We start from the raw sequence: 25,933 nt of genomic DNA, 5'->3' as shown, positions 1-25,933 counted from the left end.
GGTCGCGCTTGTTCTGTTATCGATAACATGCTCAAGTTCGAGCACAAGGCCAAAAGCACTTCGGCCGCCGCGCGTGGGGCGGACCGGGGGCCGCACGGGAGGCTTGATGTCCATTCAGTTGTTCGACTTGAGCGGGCGTCTTGCCCTGGTCACGGGCTCCAGCCAGGGCATCGGCTATTCGCTCGCCCTCGGGCTCGGTCGCGCCGGGGCGGCGGTGGTGCTGAACGGGCGGACGCAGGAAAGGACCGCGCAGGCGCGGGCCGCCCTCGCGGCGGACGGCATCACGGCGCATGTGGCGGCCTTCGATGTTACCGATCACACGGCGGTGCGGGCCGGCATCGACGGGATCGAGCGGGACATCGGGCCCATCGACATCCTGGTGAACAATGCCGGCATCCAGCGCCGCGCGCCGCTGGAGGAGTATTCCGTCGAGACGTGGCACGAGGTGATGCGGGCCAATCTCGACAGCGTGTTCTACGTCGGCCAGGCGGTGGCCCGGCACATGATCCCCCGCGGCCAGGGGAAGATCATCAACATCGCCAGCCTGCAGAGCGAGGCGGCGCGCTATTCCATCGCCCCCTACACGGCGTCCAAGGGCGCCGTGAAGAACCTCACCAAGGGCATGTGCACGGACTGGGCGCGGCACGGCCTCCAGGTCAACGCCATCGGCCCGGGCTATTTCGAGACGCCGCTCAACCAGGCCCTGATCGAGAACCCGCAATTCGATGCCTGGCTCAAGAACCGCACTCCGACCGGCCGCTGGGGGCGCACGGAGGAGCTGCAGGGCGCCTGCATCTTCCTGGCCTCCGCCGCCTCCAGCTTCGTCAACGGCCAGGTGATCTATGTGGACGGGGGTGTCCTGGCCACGCTGTGACGCCCACGCTGTGACGGCTCGGTTCCCGCGGACTGCGAATTGAGCCGCGCGCCGGACGCAAATGGTGGACCTGCGCCACGCCGACAGCGCAGGATCCGGACAATGATCGCCGGCGGCGAGGGACACATGGTTCGTCTCAGGGAGGCCCGGACACTGGTCATCGCCGCCATCATCGGCCTCATCGGCATGGCGTCCGGCGCCGCCGCCGCGACGCTGACCGAAATCATCCAGCGCGGCACGGTGCGGATCGGCGTCCTGATCGGCGCCCCGCCCTTGGGCATGGTCGACGACAAGGGCAATCCAACCGGCTACGACTATGACGTCGCGGTTCGTCTCGCCAGGTATCTGGGCGTCAAGGGCGAATACATTCCCCTGACGCCGCCGGCGCGCATCCCGGCATTGCAGAACGGCCGGGTGGACCTGCTGGTCGCCACGCTCAGCCCCACGCCGGAGCGCGCCCGCACCGTGATGTTCAGCATTCCCTACAATGCGTTCAACATGGTCGTGGTGACCGCCGGCGGAAAGACGGTGAAGGGACTTGCCGACCTTGCGGGCATGAGGGTCGGCGTCAACCGCGCCTCGCCGCAGGAAGCCGCGCTGCGCCGCGCCGGCGGCGTCATGGTCGTGACCTTCGAGGACGATGCCACCGTGGTCGACGCCCTTCTGGCCGACCAGATCGATGCCGCGGCGCTCCCCGACACGCTCGTGAACGCGGTCGCCAAGCAGAGGCCGGACGCGAAGCTGACGGTGGGCTTCAGCATCTATTCGCAGGGCAATTCGATGGCCGTCCGCATGGGGGATTTCGAGATCCTCCAATGGCTGAACAATACGATCTACGTGATGAAGCAGAGTGGCGAGCTCGACGCGCTCTACCACAAATGGACCGACCTGCCGCTGCCGCCGCTGGACAATTTCTAGCGCCGCCCCGCCGGGATATTGCGCGGCGGATCAGCCGGATACATCGCGAGCGCGCGGGCCATCAGGTCGCAGCTCGACCAAGGCGCCCCCGCCTCCGACCGCGCAGCCCCCGCCCTCAAAGCCCCATCCCCGCAACACGATCGGGTCCGGTGGGCCGGCTGAGTTTTGCGATTGATGCAAATCTCCCACAGCGCCCCCACACACTCATCGATCTCGCTCATCAATCCGCAATCCGCTGCCGCGCCGGACGTGCAAAGTCCGTTGCGCGCCATGGAACTTTCTTGTCAGTTTCGTTTTATCGCCACTATGAAATAATCACGAACCATGATTACCCTTCCGGCAAAGGGACCGCGTGCAAGCGCGGCACAGGAAACGGGGAGCGGCGTGCAGAGCAGCCCTTTCGACATTCTGGTGGTGGGTGGCGGCATCAACGGCGCGGGCATCGCGCGTGACGCGGTCGGCCGTGGCCTTTCCGTGCTGCTGGTGGAGCAGGACGACCTTGCCGCCCACACCTCGTCCTGGTCGACCAAGCTCATCCACGGCGGCCTGCGCTATCTGGAATATTACGAGTTCCGGCTGGTGCGCGAGGCCTTGCTGGAGCGCGAGCGGCTGCTGGCCATGGCGCCGCACATCATCCGCCCGCTGCGCTTCGTGCTGCCCCACGACGTCTCGGTGCGGCCGGCCTGGCTGGTGCGGCTCGGCCTGTTCTTCTACGACCATCTGGCGCCCCGCAAGCGCCTGCCCGCCTGCGCGCGCGTCGACCTCGGCCGGGATGCGCGCGGCACGCCGCTGAAGCCCATCACCCGCGTCGGTTTCGAATATTCCGACTGCGCGGTGGACGATTCCCGCCTGGTGGTGCTGAACGCCCTCGACGCAAAGGAACGCGGCGCCGAGATCGAGGTCGGCACCCGCCTGGACAGCGCCCGCCGCGAGGGCGGCCTGTGGGTGGCGACGCTGGTGGACGCCTCGGGCGCGCGGCGCGAGGTCTCCGCGCGCATCCTCGTCAATGCCGCCGGTCCCTGGGTGGCCGACGTGCTCAACCATCGCCTCAGCCTCAATACGTCCAAGGGCGTGCGGCTGGTGAAGGGCAGCCATATCGTCGTGCCGCGCCTGTATGAGGGCACGCACGCCTACATCCTGCAGAACCCCGACAAGCGCATCGTCTTCGCCATCCCCTATCAGGACGACCTGACCCTGATCGGCACCACCGACGTGCCCTATGACGGCGCCCCCCGGGACGTCTCCATCTCGCCGGACGAGGTGGACTACCTCGTCGCCTCCATCAATCACTGGTTCCGGCGCGAGATCGCCGGCACCGACATCGTCTGGGACTATTCCGGCGTCCGGCCGCTGTTCGACGACGGCTCCGTCAACGCCTCCGCCGTCACGCGCGACTATGTGTTCGACGTCGACGCACCGGACGGCGGCGCACCGCTGCTGTCGGTATTCGGCGGCAAGCTCACCACCTATCGCAAGCTGGCCGAGCACGTTCTGCGCGACCTCGCCCCCCACCTGCCCGGCCTGAAGCCCGCCTGGACCGCAGGAGCCGCCCTCCCCGGCGGCGATATTCCGGGCGGCGATATTAAGCGAGCCATCAGCGAGCTTCTGAAGGCCAAGCCGTTCCTCGGCCGCGCGCGGGCCGAGCGGCTGGTCCGCACCTATGGCACGCGCGCCCACCAAGTGGTCGGCACGGCGACCTCCGAGGAGGGCCTGGGCCGCGACTTCGGCGGTGGCCTCACCGAAGCGGAACTCACCTATCTTAAGACGGTGGAATGGGCTCGCACGGGACGGGACGTCCTGTGGCGCCGCACCAAGCTCGGCCTGAAACTGCCCAAGGCGGCCGAGGCGGAGATCGACACCTTTCTCAAGGGTGCGTGAAGCCGCGCCCGGCGCAGGCGCGCCGGAGCCGGCACAAGATCAACGGGAGGAAGCCATGACCAAATACGTGGGCGCCATCGACCAGGGAACCACGAGCACGCGCTTCATCGTGTTCGACCGCAAGGGCCGCATCGTCAGCACCGCCCAGCGCGAGCACGAGCAGATCTACCCCCGCCCCGGCTGGGTGGAGCACAACCCGCTGGAGATCTGGCTCAACACCCGCACCGTGATCTTCGACGCGCTGGAGCGGCGCGGGCTCTCGCCGTCCGATCTGGCGGCGGTCGGCGTCACCAACCAGCGCGAAACCGCCTTGCTGTGGGACCGCAAGACCGGCGAGCCGCTCTACAACGCCATCGTCTGGCAGGACACCCGCACCGACCAGCTCGTGGCCCGCTATGCGGCCGAAGGCGGGCAGGACCGCCTGCGCGCCAAGACCGGCCTGCCGCTCGCCACCTACTTCTCCGGCCTGAAGCTGCATTGGATCCTCGCCAACGTCCCCGGCGCGCGGGAGAAGGCCGAGGCCGGTGACGCTTTGTTCGGCAATATCGATACCTGGCTGCTGTGGAACCTCACCGGCGGCGCCGAGGGCGGCATCCACATCACCGATGTCACCAATGCCTCGCGCACCCAGCTGATGGATCTCGAAACCCTGGCGTGGGACGAAGACATCCTCAAGCTGTTCGAGATTCCCCGCGCCTGCCTGCCGCGCATCGTCTCCTCCTCGGAGGAATACGGCCTCGCCCGCGAGCCGCTGGAGGGCGTCAAGCTCTCGGGCATCCTGGGCGACCAGCAGGCGGCCCTGTTCGGGCAGGCCTGCCTGCATCCCGGAGAAGCCAAGAACACCTACGGCACCGGCAACTTCATGCTGATGAACACCGGCGAGAAGCCCTTTCCCTCCACCTGCGGCCTCGTCACCACCGTCGGCTACAAGCTGGGGGGCAGCAAGGCCATCTACGCTCTGGAAGGCTCCATCGCCATCACCGGGGCGCTGGTGCAGTGGCTGCGCGACAACCTCGGCATCATCCAGACCTCCGCCGACATCGAGCCCTTGGCCCGCACCGTCAGCGACAATGGCGACGTCTATTTCGTGCCGGCCTTCTCCGGCCTCTATGCGCCGCGCTGGCAGGAGAGCGCGCGCGGCGTCATCTGCGGCCTCACCCGCTTCGCAAACAAGGGCCACATCGCGCGCGCGGCCCTGGAAGCCACCGCCTACCAGACCCGCGAGGTGCTGGAAGCCATGGTGAAGGACAGCAAGGTCGCCATCCGCGAGTTGCGCACCGACGGCGGCATGGTGGTGAACGAGCTGCTCATGCAGTTCCAGTCCGACATGATCAACGTGCCCGTGGTCCGGCCGAAGGTGATCGAGACCACCGCGCTGGGCGCCGCCTATGCCGCCGGCCTCGCGGTCGGCTATTGGCACTCCACCGACGACATCGTGCAGAACTGGGGCGTCGACCGCCGCTGGCATCCGCACATGGACGAAGCCCAGCGCGAGCATCTCTACGCCTCCTGGAACAAGGCCGTCACCCGCTCCCTCGACTGGGCGGACTGAGTTCAAGACGCCAACGGCACCGCCATTCCGCCCCCTCCAGGCTTCGGCGCCCGGAGGGCGCGGGCACGCCTCTTTGCACTGCGTACCAATCAAGAAACGAAAATCGGAGACGTCCCATGCACACCCCTTTTGCCGGTGAACTCCTGGGCACACTGGTTCTCATCCTGCTCGGCGACGGTGTGGTCGCCGGCGTCCTGCTTCACGGTTCGAAAGCGCAGAATTCCGGTTGGATCGTCATCACGGCGGGATGGGCCTTCGCCGTACTGGCGGGCATCTTCACCGCCATCGCCACGGGCAGCCCCGACGCGCATCTCAACCCGGCGGTGACGCTGGGCTTCGCCGTGGTCTCCGGCGACTATTCCAAGATCACCACCTACGTCCCCGCCCAGCTCATCGGTGCCTTCATCGGTGCCGCCTTGGTGTGGATCCAGTATCTGCCGCACTGGGCCAAGACCGAGGACCAGGGGCTGAAGCTCGCGGTGTTCTGCACCGGGCCGGCGATCCGCAACGCGGGCGCCAACCTCGTCAGCGAGATCATCGGCACCGTGGCGCTGGTCTTCATCGTCGCCGCCATCTTCTCCAAGGCGGTGATGGGCGGCGGCATTCCCCCCACCCTCGGCCCCTACATGGTGGGCATGCTGGTGTGGAGCATCGGCCTCTCGCTGGGCGGCACCACCGGCTATGCCATCAATCCCGCCCGCGACCTCGGGCCGCGCATCGCCCACGCGGTGCTGCCCATCGCCGGCAAGGGCGGCTCCGACTGGGGCTATGCCTGGATACCCGTGGTCGGCCCCCTGCTGGGCGCGCTCGCCGCGGCCGGCCTCATCAAGGCCTTCATCTGACGGGCCTTCCTGTCGGCTGGCGCCACCGCGCCGGCCGGCAGGGCGAAGCGGCCTAAGGTACCGTCCCCGGCGCGGCCGGCATTCCGGTCTCGATGATCTCGACCCCCGCATCCCGGCACACCTTGGCCAATTCGGGCGAGGCCATGCGGTCGGTGACGAACACGTCCACCTGGGTGATATGGGCGATACGCACCGGTGCGGCGCGGCCCATCTTGAGATGGTCCGAGACCAGGATCACTTTCCGGGCGTTCTCGATGATCGCCTGGCTGACGCGCACCTCCTGATAGTCGAAATCCAGCAGCGCGCCGTCCGCGTCGATGGCGGAGGTGCCGATCACCGCCAGATCCACCTTGAATTGCTGGATGAGATCGATGGCGGACGCCCCGATCACGGCGCCGTCGCTATGCCGCACCTGCCCGCCGGCGACGATCACCTTGATGGACGGGCTGGGATAGAGCTGCATGGCCACATGCAGGTTGTTGGTGATCACCAGCAGGTCGCGCCGGTCGGTCAGCGCCTTGGCCACCTCCTCGGTGGTGGTGCCGATATTGATGAACAGCGAGCAATTGTCCGGGATCAGCTCCGCGGCGGCCCGGCCGATGGCACGCTTCTCGGCATCGGCGATCAGGCGGCGGGCCGCATAGGCCACGTTCTCCACGCTCGATGTCACCACGGCGCCGCCATGGGTGCGCGCCAGCAGGCGCTGCTCGCACAGGTCGTTGAGATCCTTGCGGATGGTCTGGGGCGTCACCTGGAAGCGGGCGGCCAGATCGTCCACCGTCACCCGCCCCGAGGCGCGGGCGACGGCGAGAATCTCGTGTTGGCGGTCGTTCAGATCCATCGTTGAACTGTGGCCACGGCTGGAGGGCAGATGCAAGCTCTCGCACCTGCCATCGGATACCTGCGCCGGACCCTGGAGCCTGATCCGGCCAGGCTCCAAACTGTCGATGGAGACTGCGTGCGCCGATCCGCGTGCGATGCAGGCGGATCGGCGCGCGCCCTAGCGAAGAACCACGGACCCTGCGAGGCGGTCGGTCCGGGCGATGGCATCGGCCCTGTCGGCGGGCGCGATGCCGACCACGCGGACATAGCGCCCCTCGCTGAAGATCACGGTCTGCGTCACCTGCACCAGCCTGCCGCTGCGGGCATCCTTGGCGGTGGCGTGAAGGAGGAGGACCGTCGCCGCCCCGCGCATGGCGCGCTTCTCGTCGGTGATGCTGATCTCGCTCATCTGGGCCAGCGTGCCGAGCGCCCTGCGGGCCAACGCGTCCTGGTCGGCCGGGCTCGTCGGCGCCCCGAGGGAGGAGGCGACGACCACGATCGGCTGCGTCGCGTCCGGGTCCACGTCCTTGGGACCGTCGGTCAGCAGGAGGCCCGATCCGGCGATCACCCGGACGGCGCGGAAGCCGGCGGTGTCGCCGATGGTGAACGGCAGCGCGCCGATCTGGTCCTGAAGGCTCTGCTGCGGCCGGAAGGCGATGGAGCGCAGCGCCGCCTCCACCGCCGCATCGGACACCTGGGCGCGGGCGCCTTCAGGCACCTGCGCCGTCACCAGCGCGGTGGTGCCCGGGCCGCGGGCGATCACCACCCATTTCGCATAGGTCTGCCCATTGGCATCCTGCGTGCCCCGCAGCAGCCGCCCCTCCCCGTCGGCCAGTTGGAGCGGCTGCGCGGCGCCGGCCACGATGAAGCCGCTCGACCGGAGCGTCTCGGGGGTGAATTTCTCGGTGAGCTGCGCATAGGCCTCGGCCGGCATCTCCACCACCACGATGGACGCCCCGGAGGGGTGCTGGAAGCCCGCGAAGCCAGCCGACGGGCCCATGCCGGGGGGCGGCGCGAGGCCGATGCTCACGCCGGGCGGAAACACCGCCTGGGCCATCGCCCCCGCCGCGCCCGCCAGCAGCAGGGCCGCCGCCAGGACAGGCGCCAGGACAGACGCCAGGACAGGCGCGCACATCTCCCGCATCCGCATGGAACCCCACCTCATCTCGTTGCTCCCGGATCTGCCGCGCCGATCAGGCTTTCGTCCGTTCCGCGCCAAAGCGCAAGCCGGCCCTGTCCAGGGCGTGGCGGCCGGACCCGCCCCCTCCGCCCGCCTGGAGGACCTCCAGTGTGGCGGCTGCCCCGTTGCGATGCCGGTCCAGGGGAGTAAAGCTTGTCCCATGGCCTCGTTCCCGCCCGCTGACCCGAATGTGATCGAAACCCGCTGCGCCATCGTCGGCGCGGGACCCGCCGGGCTGATGCTGGCGCTGCTGCTGGCCCGGGCCGGCGTCGATGTGACGGTGGTCGAGAAGCACCGCGACTTCCTGCGCGATTTCCGCGGCGACACCATCCACCCCTCCACGCTGGAGGTGATGCATGAGATCGGCCTGCTGGACGGCCTGCTCCGGCTTCCCCACACCGAGGCACCGAAGCTGCACGCCGAGATCGGCGGGGCGGACGTGACCATCGCCGATTTCTCCCGCCTGCCGACGCGCTGCCGCTTCATCGCCTTCATGCCGCAATGGGATTTTCTCGACTATGTGGCGCGGGAGGCGGCCCGGTACCCGAACTTCCGCCTGCTCATGGGCGCGAGCATGAGCGACCTCATCCTTGAGGACGGCCGGATCAGGGGCCTGCGCGCCACCACCGACGACGGCGAGGTGGAGCTGCGGGCCGATCTCGTGATCGGGGCGGACGGGCGTCATTCCCGCGTACGTACAAACGCGGAACTTCAGGTCGAAAGCTTCGGCAGTCCCCGCGACGTGCTGTGGATGAAGCTCTCCCGCCACGCCGACGACCCGCCCTACACCATGGGCCATGCGGGGCCGCGCCAGGGCTTCGTGATGATCGACCGGGGCGACTATTGGCAATGCGGCTACGTGCTCCGCAAGGGCAGCTTCGCCGAAGTGCAGGCCCTCGGCATCGCGGCCTTCCGTGCGGCCCTCGCCCAGGCCTGCCCGCTGCCGGCCGAACGGATGGCGGAAATCCAGGACTGGAGCGATGTTTCGCTGCTCCAGGTCCGCATCGACCGGCTGAAGCGCTGGTGGAGGCCCGGCCTGCTGTGCCTCGGGGACGCCGCCCATGCCATGTCGCCCATCGGCGGCGTGGGCGTCAATCTCGCCATCCAGGACGCGGTGGCAGCCGCCAATATCCTCGCCCGGCCCCTGGCGGAGGGAACGCTGGCGGACCACCATCTCGCCGCCGTCGAGAAGCGCCGGACCTTCCCCACCAAGGCGACCCAGAAGCTGCAACTGATGATGCAGCGGGACCGCCGCAAGCGCGAGGCGAGCGAGGGGACACGGGCCGGCCCGCCGGCCTTCATGCGCGGCATCGCCCGCTGGCCGGTGCTCGCCCACCTTGCCGGCCGCCTCGTCGGCCTGGGCTTCCGCCCGGAGCACATCCGCCCCTCCCGCTGACCGGCGCGCGGCCGTGCATCAGCCGCGCGCGATATCCGCGAGCGCCTCGGCAATCGTCGTCACGCGGCAGACCGGGCGCAGCGCCGCGATGGCCGTCTCATGCACCTCCTGGCTGAAGGCGGCGCAGCCGTCGGACAGCACGCTGACGTCGAAATCCCGCACATGCGCCTCGCGCACCGTGGATGCGACGCCGCCATTGGTGACGATGCCGCAGAAGATCAGCCTGCGGATGTCGCACTTGCGCAGCACCCATTCCAACCGGGTCATGTAGAAGGCGGAATAGGCGATCTTTTCCACCGACAGGTCCGCCGGCGCGAGGCACTCCACGAGTTGGTGACCCCAGGCTCCGGGCTGGAAGTCGCCCTTGGCGAGGAACGGCCGCAGGTCCTTCAGATGCGGCGAGATCAGCGGCTCGCCGCCCTTGGCCGGCACCAGCGTGAAATGAGTGGAGACGATCCACCCGCCCTTCGCCCGCATGGCATCGGCCAAGGGCGCGATCTTCTCCGGCAGGGCTGCGATGGCCGGCGCACCCTGCCCGGCGCGGCCATAGGCCCCCTTTGGATCGACGAAATCATTCTGCAGATCGACGATCACCAGCGCGGTCTGCGACAGGGAAACAGGCTCGTGCATCAGGCGCGCTCCACGATGACGTTGCCCAGCCCATCCACCCGCGCCACCAGATCCGGATCGATCCATGTGGTCGCGTCGGGCTGCTCCAGTACCGCCGGGCCGGAAATGATCGCACCGACCGGGAGATCGAGGCGGGCATAGATCGCCGCCGCGTGCCAGGCCCCCGCGAACCAGACCGGGCGGGTGCCGCGCCTGGCCCCTTCAACGGTGGTGCCGGGTTCGGGAGCCAGCGCCCGCAGATCGAAATGCGGCCGCCGGCCGATGGCGGCGGTGCGCAGGTTGACGATCTTCGCGGGAACGCCCGGCAGCAGGCGGCTGAACGAAGCCTGATAGGCCGCATCGAACGCCGCCGCGATGGTGGCCCGGTCGATACCCGTGCTGCCGTCCGTCACAACCACGGGAAGAGGAACGGCGACGGTGTGGGTCTGTCCGACATAGTGCATGTCCAGCTCGAACACGAGATCGATCCGCTCCATCGGCAATCCCGCCGCCTCGACCACCGCGCGGGCGGCCTGGGCTTCGGCTACCATGCGCGTATCCAAAGCGGCAGGATCGAGCGCATCGAGCGTCAGATTGACCGTCTGGACCTGGTCGTGCCGGATGTCGGCTATGACGCAGCCCAGCGCCGACGTGACGCCCGGATAGCGCGGCACGAGCGCCGCCTTCAGGCCCACGTCCTTGATCAGTGCGCCGACGTGAAGGGCCCCGCCGCCGCCGAACGGCACGGCGGCGAAGGTCGCCGGATCATGCCCTCGCTCGATGGAGACGAGCCGGATGGCGCCCGCCATGCGGCCGTCCGCGATGCGGACGATGGCTTCGGCGGCCTCCATCACCCCGAGGCCGAGCGGCGCCGCCACATGGGCGGCGATGGCGGACTTTGCCGCCTCCACGTCGAGCCGTTCCAGCTTGCCGCCGATCGGCCGATCGGCATTGATGCGGCCGAGCACGATATTGGCGTCGGTCAGCGTCGGGCGGGTGTTGCCCTGGCCATAGGCAACCGGCCCCGGCCGCGAGCCCGCGCTCTCGGGACCCACCTGGAGCATGCCGCCCGCGTCCACATGGGCGATGGAGCCGCCGCCCGCGCCGATGGTCGTGATCTCGATCATCGGCGTGCGGATGACGAGGCCGAAGTCGATGGTGGTCTGCGCAGCCAGCGCCGTCTTCCCGCCCGCCACCAGCGAAACATCAAACGAGGTGCCGCCCAGATCGCCGGTGATGATGTCCGGATAGCCCGCCGCCTCGGCGATGGCCGCCGCCGCGATCACGCCCGCGGCCGGACCGGACAGCGCAGTGCGCACCGGCAGCTTGCGGGCGGTGGCGGTGGACATGACGCCGCCGCTGGATTGCACGATATGGAACCGCCCGCCGAACCCCTCCCCCTGGAGCGCGCTGTCGAGCTTGGCCAGATAGCTGCCCACCACCGGCTGGAGATAGGCGTTGAGCGCCGTCGTCGAGGTGCGCTCGAATTCGCGGATCTCCGGCAGGATCTGCGACGAGCAGGCCAGGTTCCCGTTCGGCCAGACCTCCTGCGCCGCGGCGAGCGCCGCCATCTCGTGATCGGCGTTCGCATAGGCGTTGATGAAGACGATGGCGAGGGCTTCCGCGCCCCGGGCCAGCGCGGCGCGCGCGGCCGCCTTCACCTCCTCCACATCGAGCGCCTGCCGCACGCTGCCGTCCGCCAGAACGCGCTCGTTCACCTCGAACCGGAGATCGCGCTCGATCACCGGCACGAAATCTCCCCATAGGCCCCAGGTATGGAGCCGGTCCCGCCGCCGCATCTCCAGCACGTCGCGGAAGCCGCGCGTGGTGATGAGCGCGGTCCGGGCGCCCTTGCGCTCCAGCAGCGCATTGGTGCCCACCGTCGTGCCGTGAACGATGGAACCGAGCTGCGCCAACGGGCCGAAGGTCTTCAGCCCCTCCAGGAAGCCTACCGCCTCGTCGCCGCGATTGGACGGGACCTTGGCGGTGCGGAAGCGCCCCGCCGCCGCATCGAAGAAAAACAGGTCGGTAAAGGTGCCGCCCACGTCCACGCCGACCATGGGCGCCGGCTTGGCCTTGGCGGATTCAACATGCGCGTTCATGCGGCGGCTCCCTGGCGCAGGGCGCGGGTGGTGGCGGCATCGGGGGTGCCGTCGGCGGCGAGGGCCACGCCATAGGCCATGCGGGCCGCGTCCGGGGACACGAGTCCCTGGCGCACGTCGCGCACCACATCCTCCAGCCTGCGCTCGCGCGGATCGCCATAGCCGCCGCCGCCGGGCGTCTCCAGCCGGACATGCTGGCCGGCCTTGATCTTCACGTCGGTCACCTTGGAGGCGAGCGGCGGAGACCGCTCTCCATCCTCGCTCTCCCAGGAGAACACGTTGAGTGCCGCGGGCCCGCCGCCCGCCACGCCGAAGGGCGGATAGAGGCCACGTTCGCCGAGCAGGAACACGTCCGCGTCCGTCAACGCCTCGATTTCATAGACCGCGCCGAACCCGCCGCGATGGGCACCGGCGCCTGCGGAATCCGGCCGGAGCGCCCATTGACTGAACATCACTGGATAGGCCGCCTCCAGGATTTCCGCCGGCGGGATGGTCGCCATGGAGATCGGGTTGTTGGCGTGGCTGAGCCCATCGGTCTCCGGATTGCCGCCGAGGCCCCCGCCGAAGAAGGAGAACATTACCCAGCGCGTGCCATCCGCCCGATGCCCCGCCAGCGACAGGGCATTGATGGTGCCGAACGGCGCCGCCGTGGCGCGCGCGGGGTCCGCCTGCGCCAGCGCGCCGAGCACGACGCCGATGACCCGCAGGATGGTCTCCGTATAGCCGCCCACGGGCTTGGGCGCCTTCACGCCGAGCAGCGTGGTCTCGGGGATGACGAAGGTGATCGGCCGCAGGCAGCCGGCATTGGCCGGCACGTCGGTGAACACATGCTTGAGGGCCACGTAGCAGCAGGCCGCCGCCGTGGAATAGGCGATGTTCAGCGGCCCGGCGCAGGGGGCCGACGAGCGGGAGAAATCCAGCACCATCGTGTCACCCGCGATGGTGAGGTCGAGCGCGATGGTGAGGCGGCCGGCGGTGATGCCGTCATTGTCGAGATAATCCTCGAACGCATAGGTGCCGTCCGGCAGCGCGCGGACGGCAGCGCGCATCATCGCCTCCGCGCGGTCCGAGAAGGCCTCGAAGGCGCCGGCCACCACCGCGTCGCCATAGGCGTCCAGCAGTTCCGCCAACCGCCGTTCGCCGAGGTCGAGCGCGTTCAGCTGGCCGTTAAGGTCGCCGTAATTGGAGACGGGGACGCGGGAATTGGCGGCCAGGATATCGATGATGTCCTGGTTCATCACCCCTGCGGCGAACAGCTTTACCGGCGGGAAGCGCACGCCTTCCTGAAAGCTCTCCGTGGCACGGGCGTTGAAGCCGCCCGGGACGTTGCCGCCGATGTCGAGCCAGTGGCCCACGGAGGCGAGCCAGCAATAGAGCGTCCCGCCCCGGAAGATCGGCCGCACCAGCCGGAAGTCGTTGAGATGGGTGCCGCCGTCATAGGGATCGTTGAAGAGGAAGGTGTCGCCGGGCTGGAGATTGCCCTCGCGCGCCACCTTGTCAATCACCGCCTTCACCGCGAAGGCCATGGCGCCGACGAAGATCGGCAGCCCCTTGGTGCCCTGGACGAGGGTCGCGCCGGTCTGCGCATGGTAGAGGCCGTGGCAGGCGTCCCGCGCCTCGGCGATGATCGGGTTGAAGGCCGAGCGATAGAGCGTCGCATCCATCTCGTCGGCGATCTGCTCCAGGCGGCCCTTGAGGACCGCCAGCGTGACGGGATCGATCGCGGTCATCGTGCGGCCTCCTTGGCTGCGGGAGTGTCGGCGAGCGCGGCGCCGAAGGTGTCGTAATCCTGACCGAGCGCCAGCATCTCGGGCGTGCCGATCAAGGCGTTCAGGGCACCGAAATCGAACATCCGTTCACGGAACGGCTCGTTGGTGCCGTGCGCCTTGAGCGAGCCGTAGTAATCCTGCGCCGTGCGCGCGATGGCCCGCACGATGCCGCCGGGAAAGATCACGATGCGAAAGCCGATTTCGCCCAGTTCCTCGGCCGAGGCGAGCGGCGTGTCGCCGCCCTCCACCATATTGGCCAGCAGCGGCCGGCGATTGCCGAGGGCCGTGGTGACGGCGGCCAGTTGCTCGCGCGAGCGCGGGGCCTCCACGAACAGCACGTCCGCCCCCGCCTCCGCATAGAGGCTCGCCCGCGCGATCGCCCGCTCGAAACCCTCCACCGCCACCGCGTCGGTGCGGGCGATAATGAGCGTGTCCTCGCTCTCCCGCGCATCGACCGCCGCCTTGATCTTGCCGGCCATTTCGGCAGCCGAGATCAGGCTCTTGTCCTGCAGGTGGCCGCAGCGCTTGGGCAGCGTCTGGTCCTCGATCTGGATGGCACCCGCCCCGGCCCGCTCGAACAGGCGGACGGTGCGGCGCACGTTCAGCGCGTTACCATAGCCGTTGTCCGCATCGACGATCAGCGGCGTCGGCACGCGGTCGCTGACCAGCGCGATGACCTCCGCCACCTCGTTCATGGAGACGAGGCCGATATCGGGCCGGCCGAGGCGCGTATAGGCGATCGCCGCACCGGAGAGATAGAGCGCCTCGAAACCCGCCGCCGTCGCGAGCGAGGCGGTCAGGGCGTCGTAGATGCCGGGCGCGGCGAGGACGCGGGCCTCGGCGAGGCGGGATTTAAGGCTCATGGCGCAGGTCTTCCTGGCAGTGGCGGCGGCCGGAGGCCGCCACACGGGGCAGCCCCGGATTAAGGACCGTTTCGATGGGCGATGGCGTGCGGCGGGAACCCCATGGATCGCGGCGTGGCCACGAACATGTGGGCTGCGAGTGTCCCAGCCAGGCAGGAGGCAGACCGGCGCGCGGGACGGAGGCAGGCAACACGCCCGGCGTGAGGAGGATCATGTCAAAGCCCCAGGTAAGCGCGCCGCAGGGCAGGATCGGCGGCGAGCGCGCGGGCCTCGCCGGAGAGCGCCACGATGCCGTTCTCGATGATGTAGGCGCGGGTCGCCGCCTCCAGCGACTGCACCACGTTCTGCTCCACCAGCATGATCGGCAGCCCCTCCGCATTCAGGCGTTGGATGAGCGCGAACATCTCCTCCACCAGCAGTGGGGAGAGGCCGAGGGAAGGTTCGTCGAGGATCAGCAGGCGCGGTTCCGCCATCATGCCCCGGCCGATGGCCACCATCTGCTGCTCGCCGCCCGACAGCGTTCCCGCCGCCTGCCCCATCCGCTCGCGCAGCCGGGGGAAGGTCGCGTACACCTTCTCCAGATTGGCGGCGCGATTGCGCCGGGCGCGGCGATAGCTGCCCAGCTCCAGATTCTCGCGCACGCTCATGTTGGGGAAGATCTTGCGCCCTTCGGGCACGTGGATCAGCCCCGCTTCCACCACCTCGGCCGGCGACAGGCCCTGCAGCGGACGGCCGTCGAACATCATCTCGCCGGCGTCCGCCGCCAGCACGCCGGAAAGCACCTTGTTGAGCGTCGTCTTGCCGACACCGTTGGAGCCCAGCACTGCGATGATCTCACCGGCCTTCACCGACAGGTCGATGCCGCGCAGCACCTCGACGCCGCCATAGCCCGCGCGCAGGCCGCGAACCTCAAGCATCGCTCGCCTCCCCCGCCTCGATGCGACCGGCGGCGCCCTTGCCGAGATAGGCCTCGATCACCGCGGGGTCGGCACAGACGTCACGCGGGGCGCCCTGAGCGATCATCCGGCCGCGCGCCAGCACGTGGACATGCGAGCACAGGTTCATCACCGCCTGCATCACATGCTCGATCATCAGGATGGTGACGCCGTCGTCACGGATCGCCTGGATGACGGGGATGATGTCGCGGATCTCAGACGGGTTGAGCCCGGCGAGCACCTCGTCGAGCAGCAACAATAACGGCTCTGTCGCCAGCGCCCGGGCGAGCTCCAGCCGCTTGCGGCCGGCGACGGTGAGGCTTGCGGCCGGCTTATCGAGATCCACGCCGAGGCCGACCCGCCGCGCGACCTCCTCCGCCCGCGCATGGGCATCGGCGCGGCGGGCATGCCGCAGATAGGCGCCGACGGCGATGTTCTCCCGCACGTTCAGGCCCGCGAACGGCTGGACGATCTGGAAAGTACGGGCGATGCCCAACCGCGCGCGGATGTGCGCAGGCTTGCCGGTAATGTCCTGCCCACCAAATGCGACGCGGCCCGCGCTCGGCGCCTGGAAGCCGGCGATGATCGTGAACAGCGTGGTCTTGCCGGCGCCGTTCGGGCCGATGAGCCCGACGATGGCTCCCTTCGGCACCGAGAGGGAGGCGCCTGAGACGGCCACCAGCCCGCCGAAGCGCATGGTGATGTCCTGCACATCGAGCATCACGCCCGCCCTCCCGCCGGCTGCGCCGCGGCACGGCGGGTCCAAAGGCGCGTCAGCAAGCCCAGCACGCCCCCGGGGGCGAAGGCGACCACCAGGATCAGGACCGTGCCATAAGCGGCGAGATCGATGCCCGGAATGCCACCCGCAAACTGCTTGGTGAGGTCGCCGAGGCCATGCAGCGTGAAGGCTCCCACCAGCGGCCCCAGCACCAGGCCGCGCCCGCCCACCATCGCCGCCAGCAGCACTTCGATGGAGATCCACACGCCATAGGCGATGTTGGCATCGAGATAGAGAAAGTACTGGAGGTAGAGGCAGCCCGCCGCAGCGGTCAGCGCGCCGGATACGGTGATGGCCTTCAGCTTCACCGCCAGCACGTCCACGCCCAGCGCCCGCGCCGCATCCTCATTCTCGCGCACGGCCACAAGCTGCGCGCCGAAGCGGGAATCCATGATCCAGCGGCACAGGACCAGGCCGGCAGCCACGCAGCCGAGGGCCAGCCACAGGAAGGCGGCGCGGCTGGCGAACTGGAGGTTCAGGACGCCGATGTCGAGCTTGAGCAGCAGCCCGGCCGCGCCGCCGGTGATGGGAACGGCATTGGCCAGGATGCGCAGCACCTCGGCGAAGGCCAGCGTCACCAACGCGAAATAGGAGCCGCGCAACCCGGCGCGGAAGCTGAGGAAGCCGATGCCCCAGGCGACCGCCGCGCCAAGCAGGATACCGGCCGCCATGGCGATCCAGGCATTCAGGCCGTAGCGCACCTGGAGGATCGCCGAGACATAGGCCCCGGTGCCGAAGAAGGCGGCGTGACCAAAGGAGAACTGCCCGCCCACGCCACCCAGCAGGTTCCACCCCTGCGCGCCCAGAGCGATGATGAGCACGAAGACGACAAAGTTGAGCGCCGTGTTCGACGTCACCGCAAAGGGGATGGCGGCGATGAGCCCAACGATCGCAAGAATGGGAAGATAGGTGCGCATCATCAGGCCCGCGCTCCGAACAGGCCGCTGGGCCGCAGCAGCAGGACGAGGATGAAGATGATGAAGATGCCGATCTGGCCGAGGCTGTCGCCGAAGAACAGGCCGGTGAGGCTCTCCACCACGCCGATGAACAGGCCGCCCGCCAGCGCCCCCGGTATGGAGCCCATGCCCCCCAGCACCACGATGGTGAAGGCCACCAGCACGAAGGCCTGGCCCACACGCGGGTTCACGTAGAAGATCGGCATCAGCAGGCAGGCCGCCACTGCCAGCGTGGCGCAGCCGAGGCCGAAGGTGACCGCGTAGATATGCCGGACGTCGATGCCGACGAGGCTGGCGCCCAGCTTCTCCTTGGCCACGGCGCGGATCGCCTTGCCGGTGTCCGTGCGGGTGAGCAATCCCCACAGCAGGCCGGAGACCACGACGGCGGCGAGAAAGCCGTAGAGCCGCGCCTGCGAGATCAGCAGCGGCCCGATCTCCACCACTTCGAAGGCATAATCGGTGGTGATGGTCCGCGTATCGGCCCGGAAGACCGCGAGCAGGATGTTCTCGATGACGATGGAGAGACCGAGGGTGACGAGGAGGATGTTGCCGTCGTCCCCGTGGCTCGCCGGGCCGATCACAAAACGCTGCGCGCCATAGCCGATGGCGAAGAAGACAATGGTCAGGAACGGGATGGCCACATAGGGATCGACGCCCAGGAAAGTGACCGCCATCCAGACCGCGAACATGGCGGCGGTGAGGAAGGCGCCGTGGGCGAAATTGATGATGTGCAGGACGCCATAGACCAGCGTGAGCCCGAGCGCGACCAGCGCATAGATCGCGCCGGTCAGCAGCCCGTTCAACGTGGCTTCGAGCACAATGGGGAGTGAATACATCGCCTCTTCCGCTGCCGGCGTCGCTTTGCGGCCCGGCGTGCCGCCGGGCCGGTCGTGTGGTCCGCGCTCAGGCGCGGGCCGGGAAGATGGGCTTGGCGTCGGAGAAGGCCTCCGGATAGATCACCCGGATCGCGCCTTCCTGCACCTGAAGCGAGACAGGCGCTGCGCCCTGGTTCTGGCCATCGACGAATTTGGTCGGGCCGTAGGGCATCACATGGTCCGCCCAGGTGGAGGCGGCGAGCGCCTCGTTGACCTTCGCACGGTCGGTGGAACCGGCCCGGTTCAGCGCGTCCGCCAGCAGGCCGACGCAGGAATAATTGAGTGGGAGATTATAGTTCCAGCCCTTCCCGGCCGCCGCGGCCGCCTTGATCAGCGCCTGGGCGGCCGCCTTGCGTGGATCGTACCAGTGGTTGCAGTCCATGATCTTGTCGGCGGCTTCGGGGAATTCCTTCACGAAGCGCGTGTTGGACGCGGCGCCGTTGAGCACGCCATAGACGCCCTTCGGCCGCACCCGCTGCTGCTGCATGGTGCGGGCGAGCAGAACCGTCTCCCCGTAATACGTGCTGGGGATGACGAGATCCGGGTTCAGCGAGCGCAGCCGGAGCACCACGTTGGAGAGGTCGCGCGAGGGCGTGGGCACGGCGATGGTATCGAGGATCTCGAAGCCCAGCTTCGGCAGTTCCTGCTGCATCACCTTCGCGAGGCCACTGCCGAACAGGCCGTCCTCGTGCACCAGGACCACCGTCTTCGCCGGCTTGCCTGCGGCCTCGTTGATACGGGCAAGGTTGTCGAACGCCGTGCGGGCGCAGGTGCCGAAGCCCGGGCCGAAGCGGAAGGTGTTCTTGAGGCCACGCTGCACGATCTGGTCGGACACACCCACGTCGACGATATAAGGCAGGTCATAGCGCGCGGCGGTCTGGCTGGCGGCAAGGCAGATGCCGCTGGCAAAGCCGCCGACGACCGCCACCACGCCCTCGGACTGCATCCGCTCGACTTCCTGCGTGCCCGCCTCCGGGTTGGAGCGCGCATCGCCGAACACCATCTCGAGCTTGGCGCCACCGAGGGACTTGATGCCACCCGCCGCATTCACGTCGGCAATGGCGAATTCCGCACCCGTACGGCCGAATTCGCCATCCATGGCGAGCGCGCCGGTGATGGGCTGAAGAACGCCGACCTTGATCGGAGCGGGCTCCGCGCCGCGCAGGATCGAGGGGGCGGCGAGCGTGGCCAAAGCGGCGGTGCTGCCCTTCAGGACAGCGCGACGACCAAGCGGCGTCTTCCAAATCGTCATCTTGCTGTTCTCCTCTGAGGTTGGGCCCGTTTCGGACGCCGTTTTTGAAGGATTGGTGCCTGGGGATCGGCGGGGCGCGACAGCTCGACCGGCGCCCAGCGCCGCGCCCCGTCCGCCCCGGTGCGGACGAGATCCATATGGAAGGAATAGCGATCGGGCCGGTAGAGCGCCTGCAGATGCTCGATGCCGCGCCCTGACGGCTCGTAGACCACGCGGGTCATGGAGAGCAGCGCGGCGCCAATTTCCAGATCCAGCGCCGCCGCCACCTCCGGCCCGGCCAGGGCCGCGCCGATGGTCTGGCTGGCGCGCTCGGCGGCAAGGCCGGAGCGCTCCAGCAGTTCCAGCAGCGGCGTGGAGGCAAGGTCCGCCTCGGAATAGGAGATGCCGATGCGCTCCGGCACATGGGTGACCAGATAGGAGAACGGCTGGCCGTCGATGAGCCGCACGCGTACCGAGCGCTGCACGCGCTCGCCCGCCTCCAGCTTCAGGTCTTCGACCAGCGCCGGGGTCGGCGGCACATAGCCGAACGACAACAGGCGCACGCCCGTGCGCCGCCCCATCTCCACCAGATGGGTGAACACGTTGGAGAAATCTGCCACCATGGGCGCGACGGCGGTCTTGCCGCTGACGAAGGTGCCAGATCCGGGCTTGCGCTCGATCAGCCCTTCGCGCTCCAGTTCGTCCAGGGCCCGGCGGACCGTCACACGAGACACACCATAATCGACCGCCAGCGTCGGTTCGCTGGGCAGGCGCGTCTGCGGCCGCGCCTCGCCGCTGAGGATGCGGTCACGCAGCAGCAGATAGAGCCGGCGGGCCTTCAGCGGTTCGACGCTCGACATCAGGTGCCGCTCCATTCCTGTCTGCTATATAAGACAGATATCTGTCTAGTGATCTCATGACCATCCGGCTTGTCAAGCCAAACGGCGGCTCTCAGTCCGGCTTTCCCACCGTCGTCCGCGGCAGCGCCCAGGGCCGCCGCGCCCGATCCCCCGCCACGAAGGCGGCAATGGCCGCCGCGTGGCTGGTGGTGAGGTCTATGTCGTCCCAGCCGTTCAGCAGCTTGGTCCGCCAGACGGGATCGACGGCGAAGGCCACGTCGAGGGCGCCGATCCGCACCCGGCAGGCTTCGAGATCCACCTGCATCGGCCCCGCCTGAGCTTCGAGCGCCGCCAGCAACGCCTCGCCGTCCGGCTCGGAGACGGTCGCGGGCAGCAGGCCGTTGTTCACCGCGTTGGATGCGAAGATGTCACCGAAGCTCGGCGCCACCACACAGCGGATGCCGTAGTCCACCAAGGCGTAGACCGCCGCCTCGCGCGATGAGCCGCTGCCGAAATTCCGCCGAGCCACCAGGACCTGCGCGCCCTGATAGGTCGGCGCATTGAGCGGAAAATCCGCCCGGGCCGCGCCGCCCGCGTCAAAACGCAGATCATGCAGCAGGTAGCCGCCATAACCCTCGGCCCGCGAGCGCTTCATGAAGCGGGCGGGAATGATCTGGTCGGTATCGACCCCGCTCAACGACAAGGGACAACCGACCGCCTGAAGCTGCGTGAAGGGCCGCATCACACCCTCCCCGCGAGCAACGGCCGCATGTCGGTGAGATGCCCCGTCACGGCCGCCGCCGCCACCATCGCCGGCGACATGAGATGGGTGCGGGAGCCCGGCCCCTGCCGACCCTTGAAATTGCGATTGGTCGTCGAAGCGCAGCGCTCACCGGGCGGCACCAGATCGCCATTCATGCCGACGCACATGGAGCAGCCCGCATCCACCCATTCGAGCCCCGCCGACGTGAAGACGACGTCCAGCCCCTCCGCCTCCGCCTGCTGCTTCACCTGAGCGGAGCCCGGCGAAACGAGGCCCGGCACCTGCGCAGACCGGCCCGCCAGCACTGCGGCGGCGGCCCGCAGATCCTCGATGCGGCTGTTGGTGCACGAGCCGATGAACACCCGATCGACGCGGATGTCGGACAGCTTCTGGCCGGGGCGCAGATCCATGTAAGCCAGAGCGTCGCGGATATGCGCAGCCCGCCCCGCATCATCCGCGGCATCAGGATCGGGCACCGCCATGGTGATGGGGAGCGCATCCTCGGGGCTCGTGCCCCAGGTCACGATGGGGGCGATCTCGCTGCCGTCCAGCACCACCTCGCGGTCGAACACGGCATCCATATCGCCGGCGAGGCCCAGCCACGCCTCCGCCGCCCGCTCGAAGTCTGCGCCGGCCGGTGCAAAGGGCCGGCCGCGCAGATAGGCCAAGGTCGTCTCGTCGGGCGCCACCATCCCGCAGCGCCCGCCCGCCTCGATCGACAGGTTGCAGAGCGTCAGCCGTCCTTCCATGGACAGGCCCCTGATGGTCGAGCCGGCATATTCGATGGCATGGCCCGCCGCCCCGTCGGCGCCGATGCGCGCGATGATGGACAGCGCGATGTCCTTGGCCGCGATCCCCGGCGCGAGAGCACCCTCCACCCGCACGCGCAGGCGCTTCGGCCTGCTCTGCCACAGGGTCTGCGTCATCAGCACATGGGCAACCTCGGACGCGCCGATGCCGAAGGCGAGCGCGCCGAAGGCGCCGTGGGTCGCCGTATGGCTGTCGCCGCAGACAATGCAAAGGCCCGGCAGCGTAAGCCCTTGCTCAGGCCCCACCACATGAACGATGCCCTGGGCCGGATCGTCGATGCCGAACAGCCGCACATGATGGCGGTCCGTGTTCGCCCGCAGTTGCTCCATCATGCGCCGGATGGCCGGGTCCATCCGTTCCAGGACCCGCACCCGGGTGGGTACATAATGATCCTCGACGCCGAACGTCAGGTCGGGGCGCGCCACCTCGGCGCCGCGCGCCGCCACCTTGTCGAAGGCGTGGAACGAACCCTCGTGGAGGAAGTGGCGGTCGATCCATAGCAGGCTCTGCCCGTCCTCCCGCCGCACCACCTCATGGGCATCCCACACCTTGTCGAACAAGGTGCGGCCTGTCGCGTTCCCGGTCGCCATGCGGCTTCCTCCGCTCTTTCGCTCTTGCGCGCCAGACTAAGGGGGAATGCGGCCCCCTGGCAAATCTTGTTTCATATCTAATACCGATTATTGTCTGACGGAAAGACAGCTTCGCTCTCTCGCATGAGGCCCTTCGTGAGCAGCATCGTCCATCGTCCCGGCAAGGCCTTCGATGCCCACGTTCCCGTCGTCATCATCGGTGCCGGCGCGGCCGGGCTGGTGGCGGCGCTGGCCGCCCACGAGGCCGGCGCCGAAGTGTTGGTCATCGAACGCGATCCCCTGCCTCGGGGATCCACCGCCCTGTCGGCGGGCCTCGTTCCCGCCGCCGGCACGCGCTGGCAGCGGGCGGCCGGCATTGTCGATGATCCCGGACTGTTCGCCGCCGATATCATGGCCAAGGCCCACCACGAGCCGGATGCGGTCCTGGTGGACCGTGTCAGCCGGGAAGCCGCCCCCGCCATCGAATGGCTGGCTGCCTCCCATGGCCTCGCCTTCTCCCTCATCACCGATTTCGGCTATCCCGGCCACAGTGCCCGGCGCATGCATGGCCTTCCCTCCCGCTCCGGCGAGGAACTGATCAACGCCCTGCGCGGAGCGGCCGAACGCGCCGACATCTCCATTCTCTGCGATGCCCATGTCACCACCCTGTTCGCCGGCGAGGACAGCAGCATCATCGGGCTCGCATTCACCCGCCCCGACGGCACGCGGGACGAGGTGGGCTGCGGCCAGCTCGTGCTCGCCTGCAATGGCTACGGCGGCAACAGGGCGCTGGTGGCGCAGCACATCCCCTCGTTGGCGGACGCGCTCTACTTCGGCCATCCCGGCAACCAGGGCGACGCCCTGTTGTGGGGTGAGGCGCTCGGCGCCGGCACGCGGCATCTGTCAGGGCATCAGGGCCACGGGTCGGTGGCCCATCCGGCCGGCATCCTTGTCACCTGGGCCACCATCACGGAGGGCGGCGTCCAGGTGAACAGCCGGGGCGAGCGCTTCTGCGACGAGTCCCGGGGCTATTCCGAACAGGCCGCGGAGGTGCTGCGCCAGCCCGACGGCGTGGCCTGGACGGTATTTGACGCGCGCATCGCGGCCATTGCCCGGCAATTCGAGGATTTTCGCCAGGCGGAGGCCATCGGCGCCGTGCTCGCCGCCGACGACTGGCCGACGCTCGCGGCGCGGATGTCCGTCCCCATCGACACGCTGGGCGCCACCATGACGGCCGTATCGGGCTTCAAGAGCACCGGGACCGAAGATGGCTTCGGCCGGTCCTTCGCCGGCCTGCCGGACCTCGCCCCTCCCTTCCGCGCGGTGAAGGTGACGGGTGCCCTGTTTCACACCCAGGGGGGCCTCGTGGTGGACGCGGAGGCCCGTGTGCTGGACCGGGCCCGGCATCCGCTGCCGAACCTGTTCGCCGCCGGCGGAGCCGCCTGTGGCGTCTCGGGCGCGCAGGCGTCCGGCTATCTGTCCGGCAACGGCCTGCTGATGGCGGTGACGCTCGGCCGGATCGCCGGCCGGGCCGCGGGCGCTGCCGCAACCTGAGCGGAGGTCAGGTAACGCGCTTCTTCTCCAGCTTGCGCGCAAGCGTGCGGCGGTGCATGCCGAGCCGCCGGGCGGTCTCCGAGATGTTGAAGTCGCTTTCGACAAGCGTCTCGTGAATCCGTTCCCATTCCAGCGTCTTCAGCGACGTGGGGCGGGCGGTGACCGAAATGGACGCATCACCGCTGCGCTTGTCGAAGGCAGCTTCGATATCATCCGTGTTGGACGGCTTGGCGAGATAGTGGCAGGCACCGAGCTTGATCGCTTCGACGGCCGTCGCGATGCTGGCAAAGCCGGTCAGCACCACGATCTTCATCTCCGGGTCGTGAGCGTGCAACTGCCTCACGCATTCCAGGCCCGAACTGCCGTTCAGCTTGAGATCCACCACCGCATAGACCGGCGAAGCGTCCTCAAGGAGCGTGGCGACGCCCTCCGCTCCGGCGGCGATGCGCACCTCGTACCCCCGACGCTCGAACGAGCGTCGCAGGGCGCGGGCGAAGGACGCGTCGTCCTCGACGATCAGAAGCAGGTTGCTAGGCTCCATGGCGACCATCCGGCGTCAAAGCGGACAGCGGCAGGTTCAACGTCACCGACGCTCCGCGATCCCCGTTCATCGCCCGCACGCTGCCGCCGAGCTTACGGACCACATTGACGACAAGGAACAGGCCGAGGCCGCCGCCAGGGCGGTTCTTGGTCGAGCGATAGGGCTTGCCGAATTCGCTGAGAATCTCCTCGGCGAAGCCGCCGCCCTGATCGCGCACCGTGAGCACCAGTTCTTCGCCCTGCCTGCGAACGCTGACCCTGACCCAGTCAGGGGAAGCTTCTAGCGCATTGTCGAACACGTTGAAGATCACCTGTTTGAGAGCGTGATCGGAAATGATCGCGACGCCCTCGTCGATCGTGTTGCGATACTCCAGATGCGCCGGCGAACGGCTGGCCCGCCATTCCGCGATCACCTCGTCGAAGAAGGCACCCGCCGTGGTGTGCAGCGTCCCCTCGCCCCGCGCCTCGCCCGACGACATGAGGATGCCCGAGACGATCGCCTTGCAGCGGTCGAGCTGGTTCTGCATCTCCGCCATCTCCTCCGCGAGGTCCGGATCGGAGCTGAACTGCGCCATGTGCCGCCAGTCGTTCAGGATCACCGACAGCGTCGCCAAGGGCGTGCCCAGTTCGTGCGCCGCGCCGGAGGCCAGCAGGCCGATGCGCACGATATGGTCCTCCTCCGCCGACTTCTGGCGCAGGTCGGCCAGATGCGTGTCGCGCGCACGCAGGTTGGCGTTGATGCGGGTGATGAACTGCACCAGCAGGCTCGCCGCCAGCAGAAAGCAGACGAACATGCCGCCGATGTGGAGATCGAACAGTCCTTCGCGCGGTGCGTCCGGCAGGGTGAGCGGACGGAAGGTGGTGGTCAGCCATACGAAGCAGCCGCCCGCGATCAGCACCAGCGTCCAGGCCGACCATGTCTCCAGCAGCACGGCACCGAGGCCGATCTGCAGCAGATAGAGCGAGATGAAAGGATTGGCCGCGCCGCCGCTGAGATAGAGCTGGATGGTCAGCGCGGCGACGTCGAGCAGCAGTTCGAAGAACAGCTCGGCGTTGGTCACGGTCTCGGAACGGCGGTGCCGCCACAGCGTCACCAGGTTGAGCGCCACCAGGAACAGCAACACCGACACCATTTCTTGCAGCGGCAAGGGGATGTGGAACCAGATGTGCACCACCATGATGGTGAACACCTGCCCGGCCACGGCCAGCCAGCGCAATTGGGCGAGCAGGAAGAGGTTCTTGTTGCTGCTCGTGTCGCGCAGGGGCGTGGTCATGGCG

The 25,933-nt window shown here is 68.5% G+C and carries 23 protein-coding genes; 7 read left to right on the top strand and 16 right to left on the bottom strand.

The features are described from left to right. Positions 1 to 106 precede the first annotated feature (106 nt). The 5 genes from YU1_RS0104940 (at position 107) to YU1_RS0104920 (ending at position 6,064) form a co-directional block, all read left to right on the top strand. On the top strand, positions 107 to 874 hold the full coding sequence (locus tag YU1_RS0104940; protein WP_029003119.1) for an SDR family oxidoreductase: 768 nt from the start codon (positions 107 to 109) through the stop codon (positions 872 to 874). Positions 875 to 1,000: 126 nt separating this feature from the next. Beyond that, entirely contained in the window at positions 1,001 to 1,792 is a 792-nt protein-coding gene (locus tag YU1_RS0104935) for a transporter substrate-binding domain-containing protein (protein WP_029003118.1), read from the top strand. 384 nt (positions 1,793 to 2,176) lie between these two features. Then, complete coding sequence (locus tag YU1_RS0104930; protein ID WP_029003117.1) at positions 2,177 to 3,670, top strand: glycerol-3-phosphate dehydrogenase; 1,494 nt, start codon at positions 2,177 to 2,179, stop codon at positions 3,668 to 3,670. Between the two features lie 55 nt (positions 3,671 to 3,725). After that, a complete protein-coding gene (gene glpK / locus YU1_RS0104925) occupies positions 3,726 to 5,222 on the top strand; it encodes a glycerol kinase GlpK (RefSeq protein ID WP_029003116.1) in 1,497 nt (498 codons plus the stop codon). Between the two features lie 116 nt (positions 5,223 to 5,338). Next, positions 5,339 to 6,064 (top strand): MIP/aquaporin family protein, encoded by a 726-nt coding sequence (locus YU1_RS0104920; protein ID WP_029003115.1) that lies wholly within the window; start codon positions 5,339 to 5,341, stop codon positions 6,062 to 6,064. Between the two features lie 52 nt (positions 6,065 to 6,116). Here YU1_RS0104920 and YU1_RS0104915 read toward each other — a convergent pair whose 3' ends face one another. Both YU1_RS0104915 and YU1_RS0104910 read right to left on the bottom strand, forming a co-directional pair. Next, the gene (locus YU1_RS0104915; protein ID WP_029003114.1) at positions 6,117 to 6,905 is read right to left on the bottom strand and encodes a DeoR/GlpR family DNA-binding transcription regulator; all 789 of its coding nucleotides are present in this window, start codon (positions 6,903 to 6,905) and stop codon (positions 6,117 to 6,119) included. Between the two features lie 159 nt (positions 6,906 to 7,064). Then, positions 7,065 to 8,021, bottom strand: a complete 957-nt coding sequence (locus tag YU1_RS0104910; protein WP_245263226.1) for a hypothetical protein — start codon at positions 8,019 to 8,021, stop codon at positions 7,065 to 7,067. Between the two features lie 205 nt (positions 8,022 to 8,226). Here YU1_RS0104910 and YU1_RS0104905 point away from each other — a divergent pair, with 205 nt between their 5' ends. Then, the gene (locus YU1_RS0104905) at positions 8,227 to 9,462 is read left to right on the top strand and encodes an FAD-dependent oxidoreductase (RefSeq protein WP_029003112.1); all 1,236 of its coding nucleotides are present in this window, start codon (positions 8,227 to 8,229) and stop codon (positions 9,460 to 9,462) included. Positions 9,463 to 9,480: 18 nt separating this feature from the next. Here the strand turns inward: YU1_RS0104905 and YU1_RS0104900 are convergent, their stop codons facing one another. The 12 genes from YU1_RS0104900 to leuC all read right to left on the bottom strand — a co-directional run bounded on the left by YU1_RS0104900 (position 9,481) and on the right by leuC (position 22,582). Continuing rightward, the gene (locus YU1_RS0104900) at positions 9,481 to 10,092 is read right to left on the bottom strand and encodes a cysteine hydrolase family protein (protein ID WP_035713881.1); all 612 of its coding nucleotides are present in this window, start codon (positions 10,090 to 10,092) and stop codon (positions 9,481 to 9,483) included. Then, a complete protein-coding gene (locus YU1_RS0104895; protein ID WP_035713878.1) occupies positions 10,092 to 12,173 on the bottom strand; it encodes a hydantoinase/oxoprolinase family protein in 2,082 nt (693 codons plus the stop codon). Before YU1_RS0104895 ends, YU1_RS0104900 begins: the two co-directional genes overlap by 1 nt. Further along, a complete protein-coding gene (locus tag YU1_RS0104890; protein WP_029003109.1) occupies positions 12,170 to 13,903 on the bottom strand; it encodes a hydantoinase B/oxoprolinase family protein in 1,734 nt (577 codons plus the stop codon). Before YU1_RS0104890 ends, YU1_RS0104895 begins: the two co-directional genes overlap by 4 nt. Next, positions 13,900 to 14,805: an isocitrate lyase/PEP mutase family protein gene (locus YU1_RS0104885; protein ID WP_029003108.1), complete on the bottom strand. Its 906-nt coding sequence runs from the start codon at positions 14,803 to 14,805 to the stop codon at positions 13,900 to 13,902. Before YU1_RS0104885 ends, YU1_RS0104890 begins: the two co-directional genes overlap by 4 nt. 215 nt (positions 14,806 to 15,020) lie before the next feature. Continuing rightward, positions 15,021 to 15,722, bottom strand: a complete 702-nt coding sequence (locus YU1_RS0104880; RefSeq protein WP_029003107.1) for an ABC transporter ATP-binding protein — start codon at positions 15,720 to 15,722, stop codon at positions 15,021 to 15,023. Next, positions 15,715 to 16,461 carry an ABC transporter ATP-binding protein gene (locus tag YU1_RS0104875; RefSeq protein WP_029003106.1) on the bottom strand — a complete coding sequence of 249 codons (747 nt, stop codon included), beginning with the start codon at positions 16,459 to 16,461 and terminating at the stop codon, positions 15,715 to 15,717. The genes YU1_RS0104880 and YU1_RS0104875 overlap by 8 nt, the downstream gene beginning before the upstream one ends. Continuing rightward, complete coding sequence (locus tag YU1_RS0104870; RefSeq protein ID WP_029003105.1) at positions 16,461 to 17,438, bottom strand: branched-chain amino acid ABC transporter permease; 978 nt, start codon at positions 17,436 to 17,438, stop codon at positions 16,461 to 16,463. The genes YU1_RS0104875 and YU1_RS0104870 overlap by 1 nt, the downstream gene beginning before the upstream one ends. Next, entirely contained in the window at positions 17,438 to 18,310 is an 873-nt protein-coding gene (locus YU1_RS0104865) for a branched-chain amino acid ABC transporter permease (RefSeq protein WP_029003104.1), read from the bottom strand. The genes YU1_RS0104870 and YU1_RS0104865 overlap by 1 nt, the downstream gene beginning before the upstream one ends. A gap of 67 nt (positions 18,311 to 18,377) precedes the next feature. Next, positions 18,378 to 19,601, bottom strand: coding sequence for an ABC transporter substrate-binding protein (locus tag YU1_RS0104860; protein ID WP_029003103.1), 1,224 nt, complete (start codon positions 19,599 to 19,601; stop codon positions 18,378 to 18,380). After that, positions 19,598 to 20,440 (bottom strand): GntR family transcriptional regulator, encoded by an 843-nt coding sequence (locus YU1_RS0104855; protein ID WP_342446983.1) that lies wholly within the window; start codon positions 20,438 to 20,440, stop codon positions 19,598 to 19,600. The genes YU1_RS0104860 and YU1_RS0104855 overlap by 4 nt, the downstream gene beginning before the upstream one ends. A gap of 91 nt (positions 20,441 to 20,531) precedes the next feature. Beyond that, on the bottom strand, positions 20,532 to 21,161 hold the full coding sequence (gene leuD / locus YU1_RS0104850) for a 3-isopropylmalate dehydratase small subunit (RefSeq protein ID WP_029003101.1): 630 nt from the start codon (positions 21,159 to 21,161) through the stop codon (positions 20,532 to 20,534). After that, positions 21,161 to 22,582 carry a 3-isopropylmalate dehydratase large subunit gene (gene leuC, locus YU1_RS0104845; protein WP_029003100.1) on the bottom strand — a complete coding sequence of 474 codons (1,422 nt, stop codon included), beginning with the start codon at positions 22,580 to 22,582 and terminating at the stop codon, positions 21,161 to 21,163. Before leuC ends, leuD begins: the two co-directional genes overlap by 1 nt. Positions 22,583 to 22,717: 135 nt before the next feature. Between leuC and YU1_RS0104840 the strand changes: the two genes are divergently transcribed. Beyond that, positions 22,718 to 24,115, top strand: coding sequence for an FAD-dependent oxidoreductase (locus YU1_RS0104840; RefSeq protein WP_029003099.1), 1,398 nt, complete (start codon positions 22,718 to 22,720; stop codon positions 24,113 to 24,115). A 7-nt stretch (positions 24,116 to 24,122) separates the two neighbouring features. Here YU1_RS0104840 and YU1_RS0104835 read toward each other — a convergent pair whose 3' ends face one another. Both YU1_RS0104835 and YU1_RS0104830 read right to left on the bottom strand, forming a co-directional pair. Further along, positions 24,123 to 24,656 (bottom strand): response regulator transcription factor, encoded by a 534-nt coding sequence (locus YU1_RS0104835; RefSeq protein ID WP_029003098.1) that lies wholly within the window; start codon positions 24,654 to 24,656, stop codon positions 24,123 to 24,125. Then, positions 24,646 to 25,929 carry an ATP-binding protein gene (locus YU1_RS0104830; RefSeq protein WP_035713874.1) on the bottom strand — a complete coding sequence of 428 codons (1,284 nt, stop codon included), beginning with the start codon at positions 25,927 to 25,929 and terminating at the stop codon, positions 24,646 to 24,648. The genes YU1_RS0104835 and YU1_RS0104830 overlap by 11 nt, the downstream gene beginning before the upstream one ends. Between the last annotated feature and the right edge of the window lie 4 nt (positions 25,930 to 25,933).

This window comes from Azorhizobium doebereinerae UFLA1-100 (genome assembly GCF_000473085.1).
GTDB lineage: Bacteria > Pseudomonadota > Alphaproteobacteria > Rhizobiales > Xanthobacteraceae > Azorhizobium > Azorhizobium doebereinerae.
Note: the sequence above shows the minus strand (reverse complement) of the source record. Positions and strands in the feature narration are given on the sequence as shown.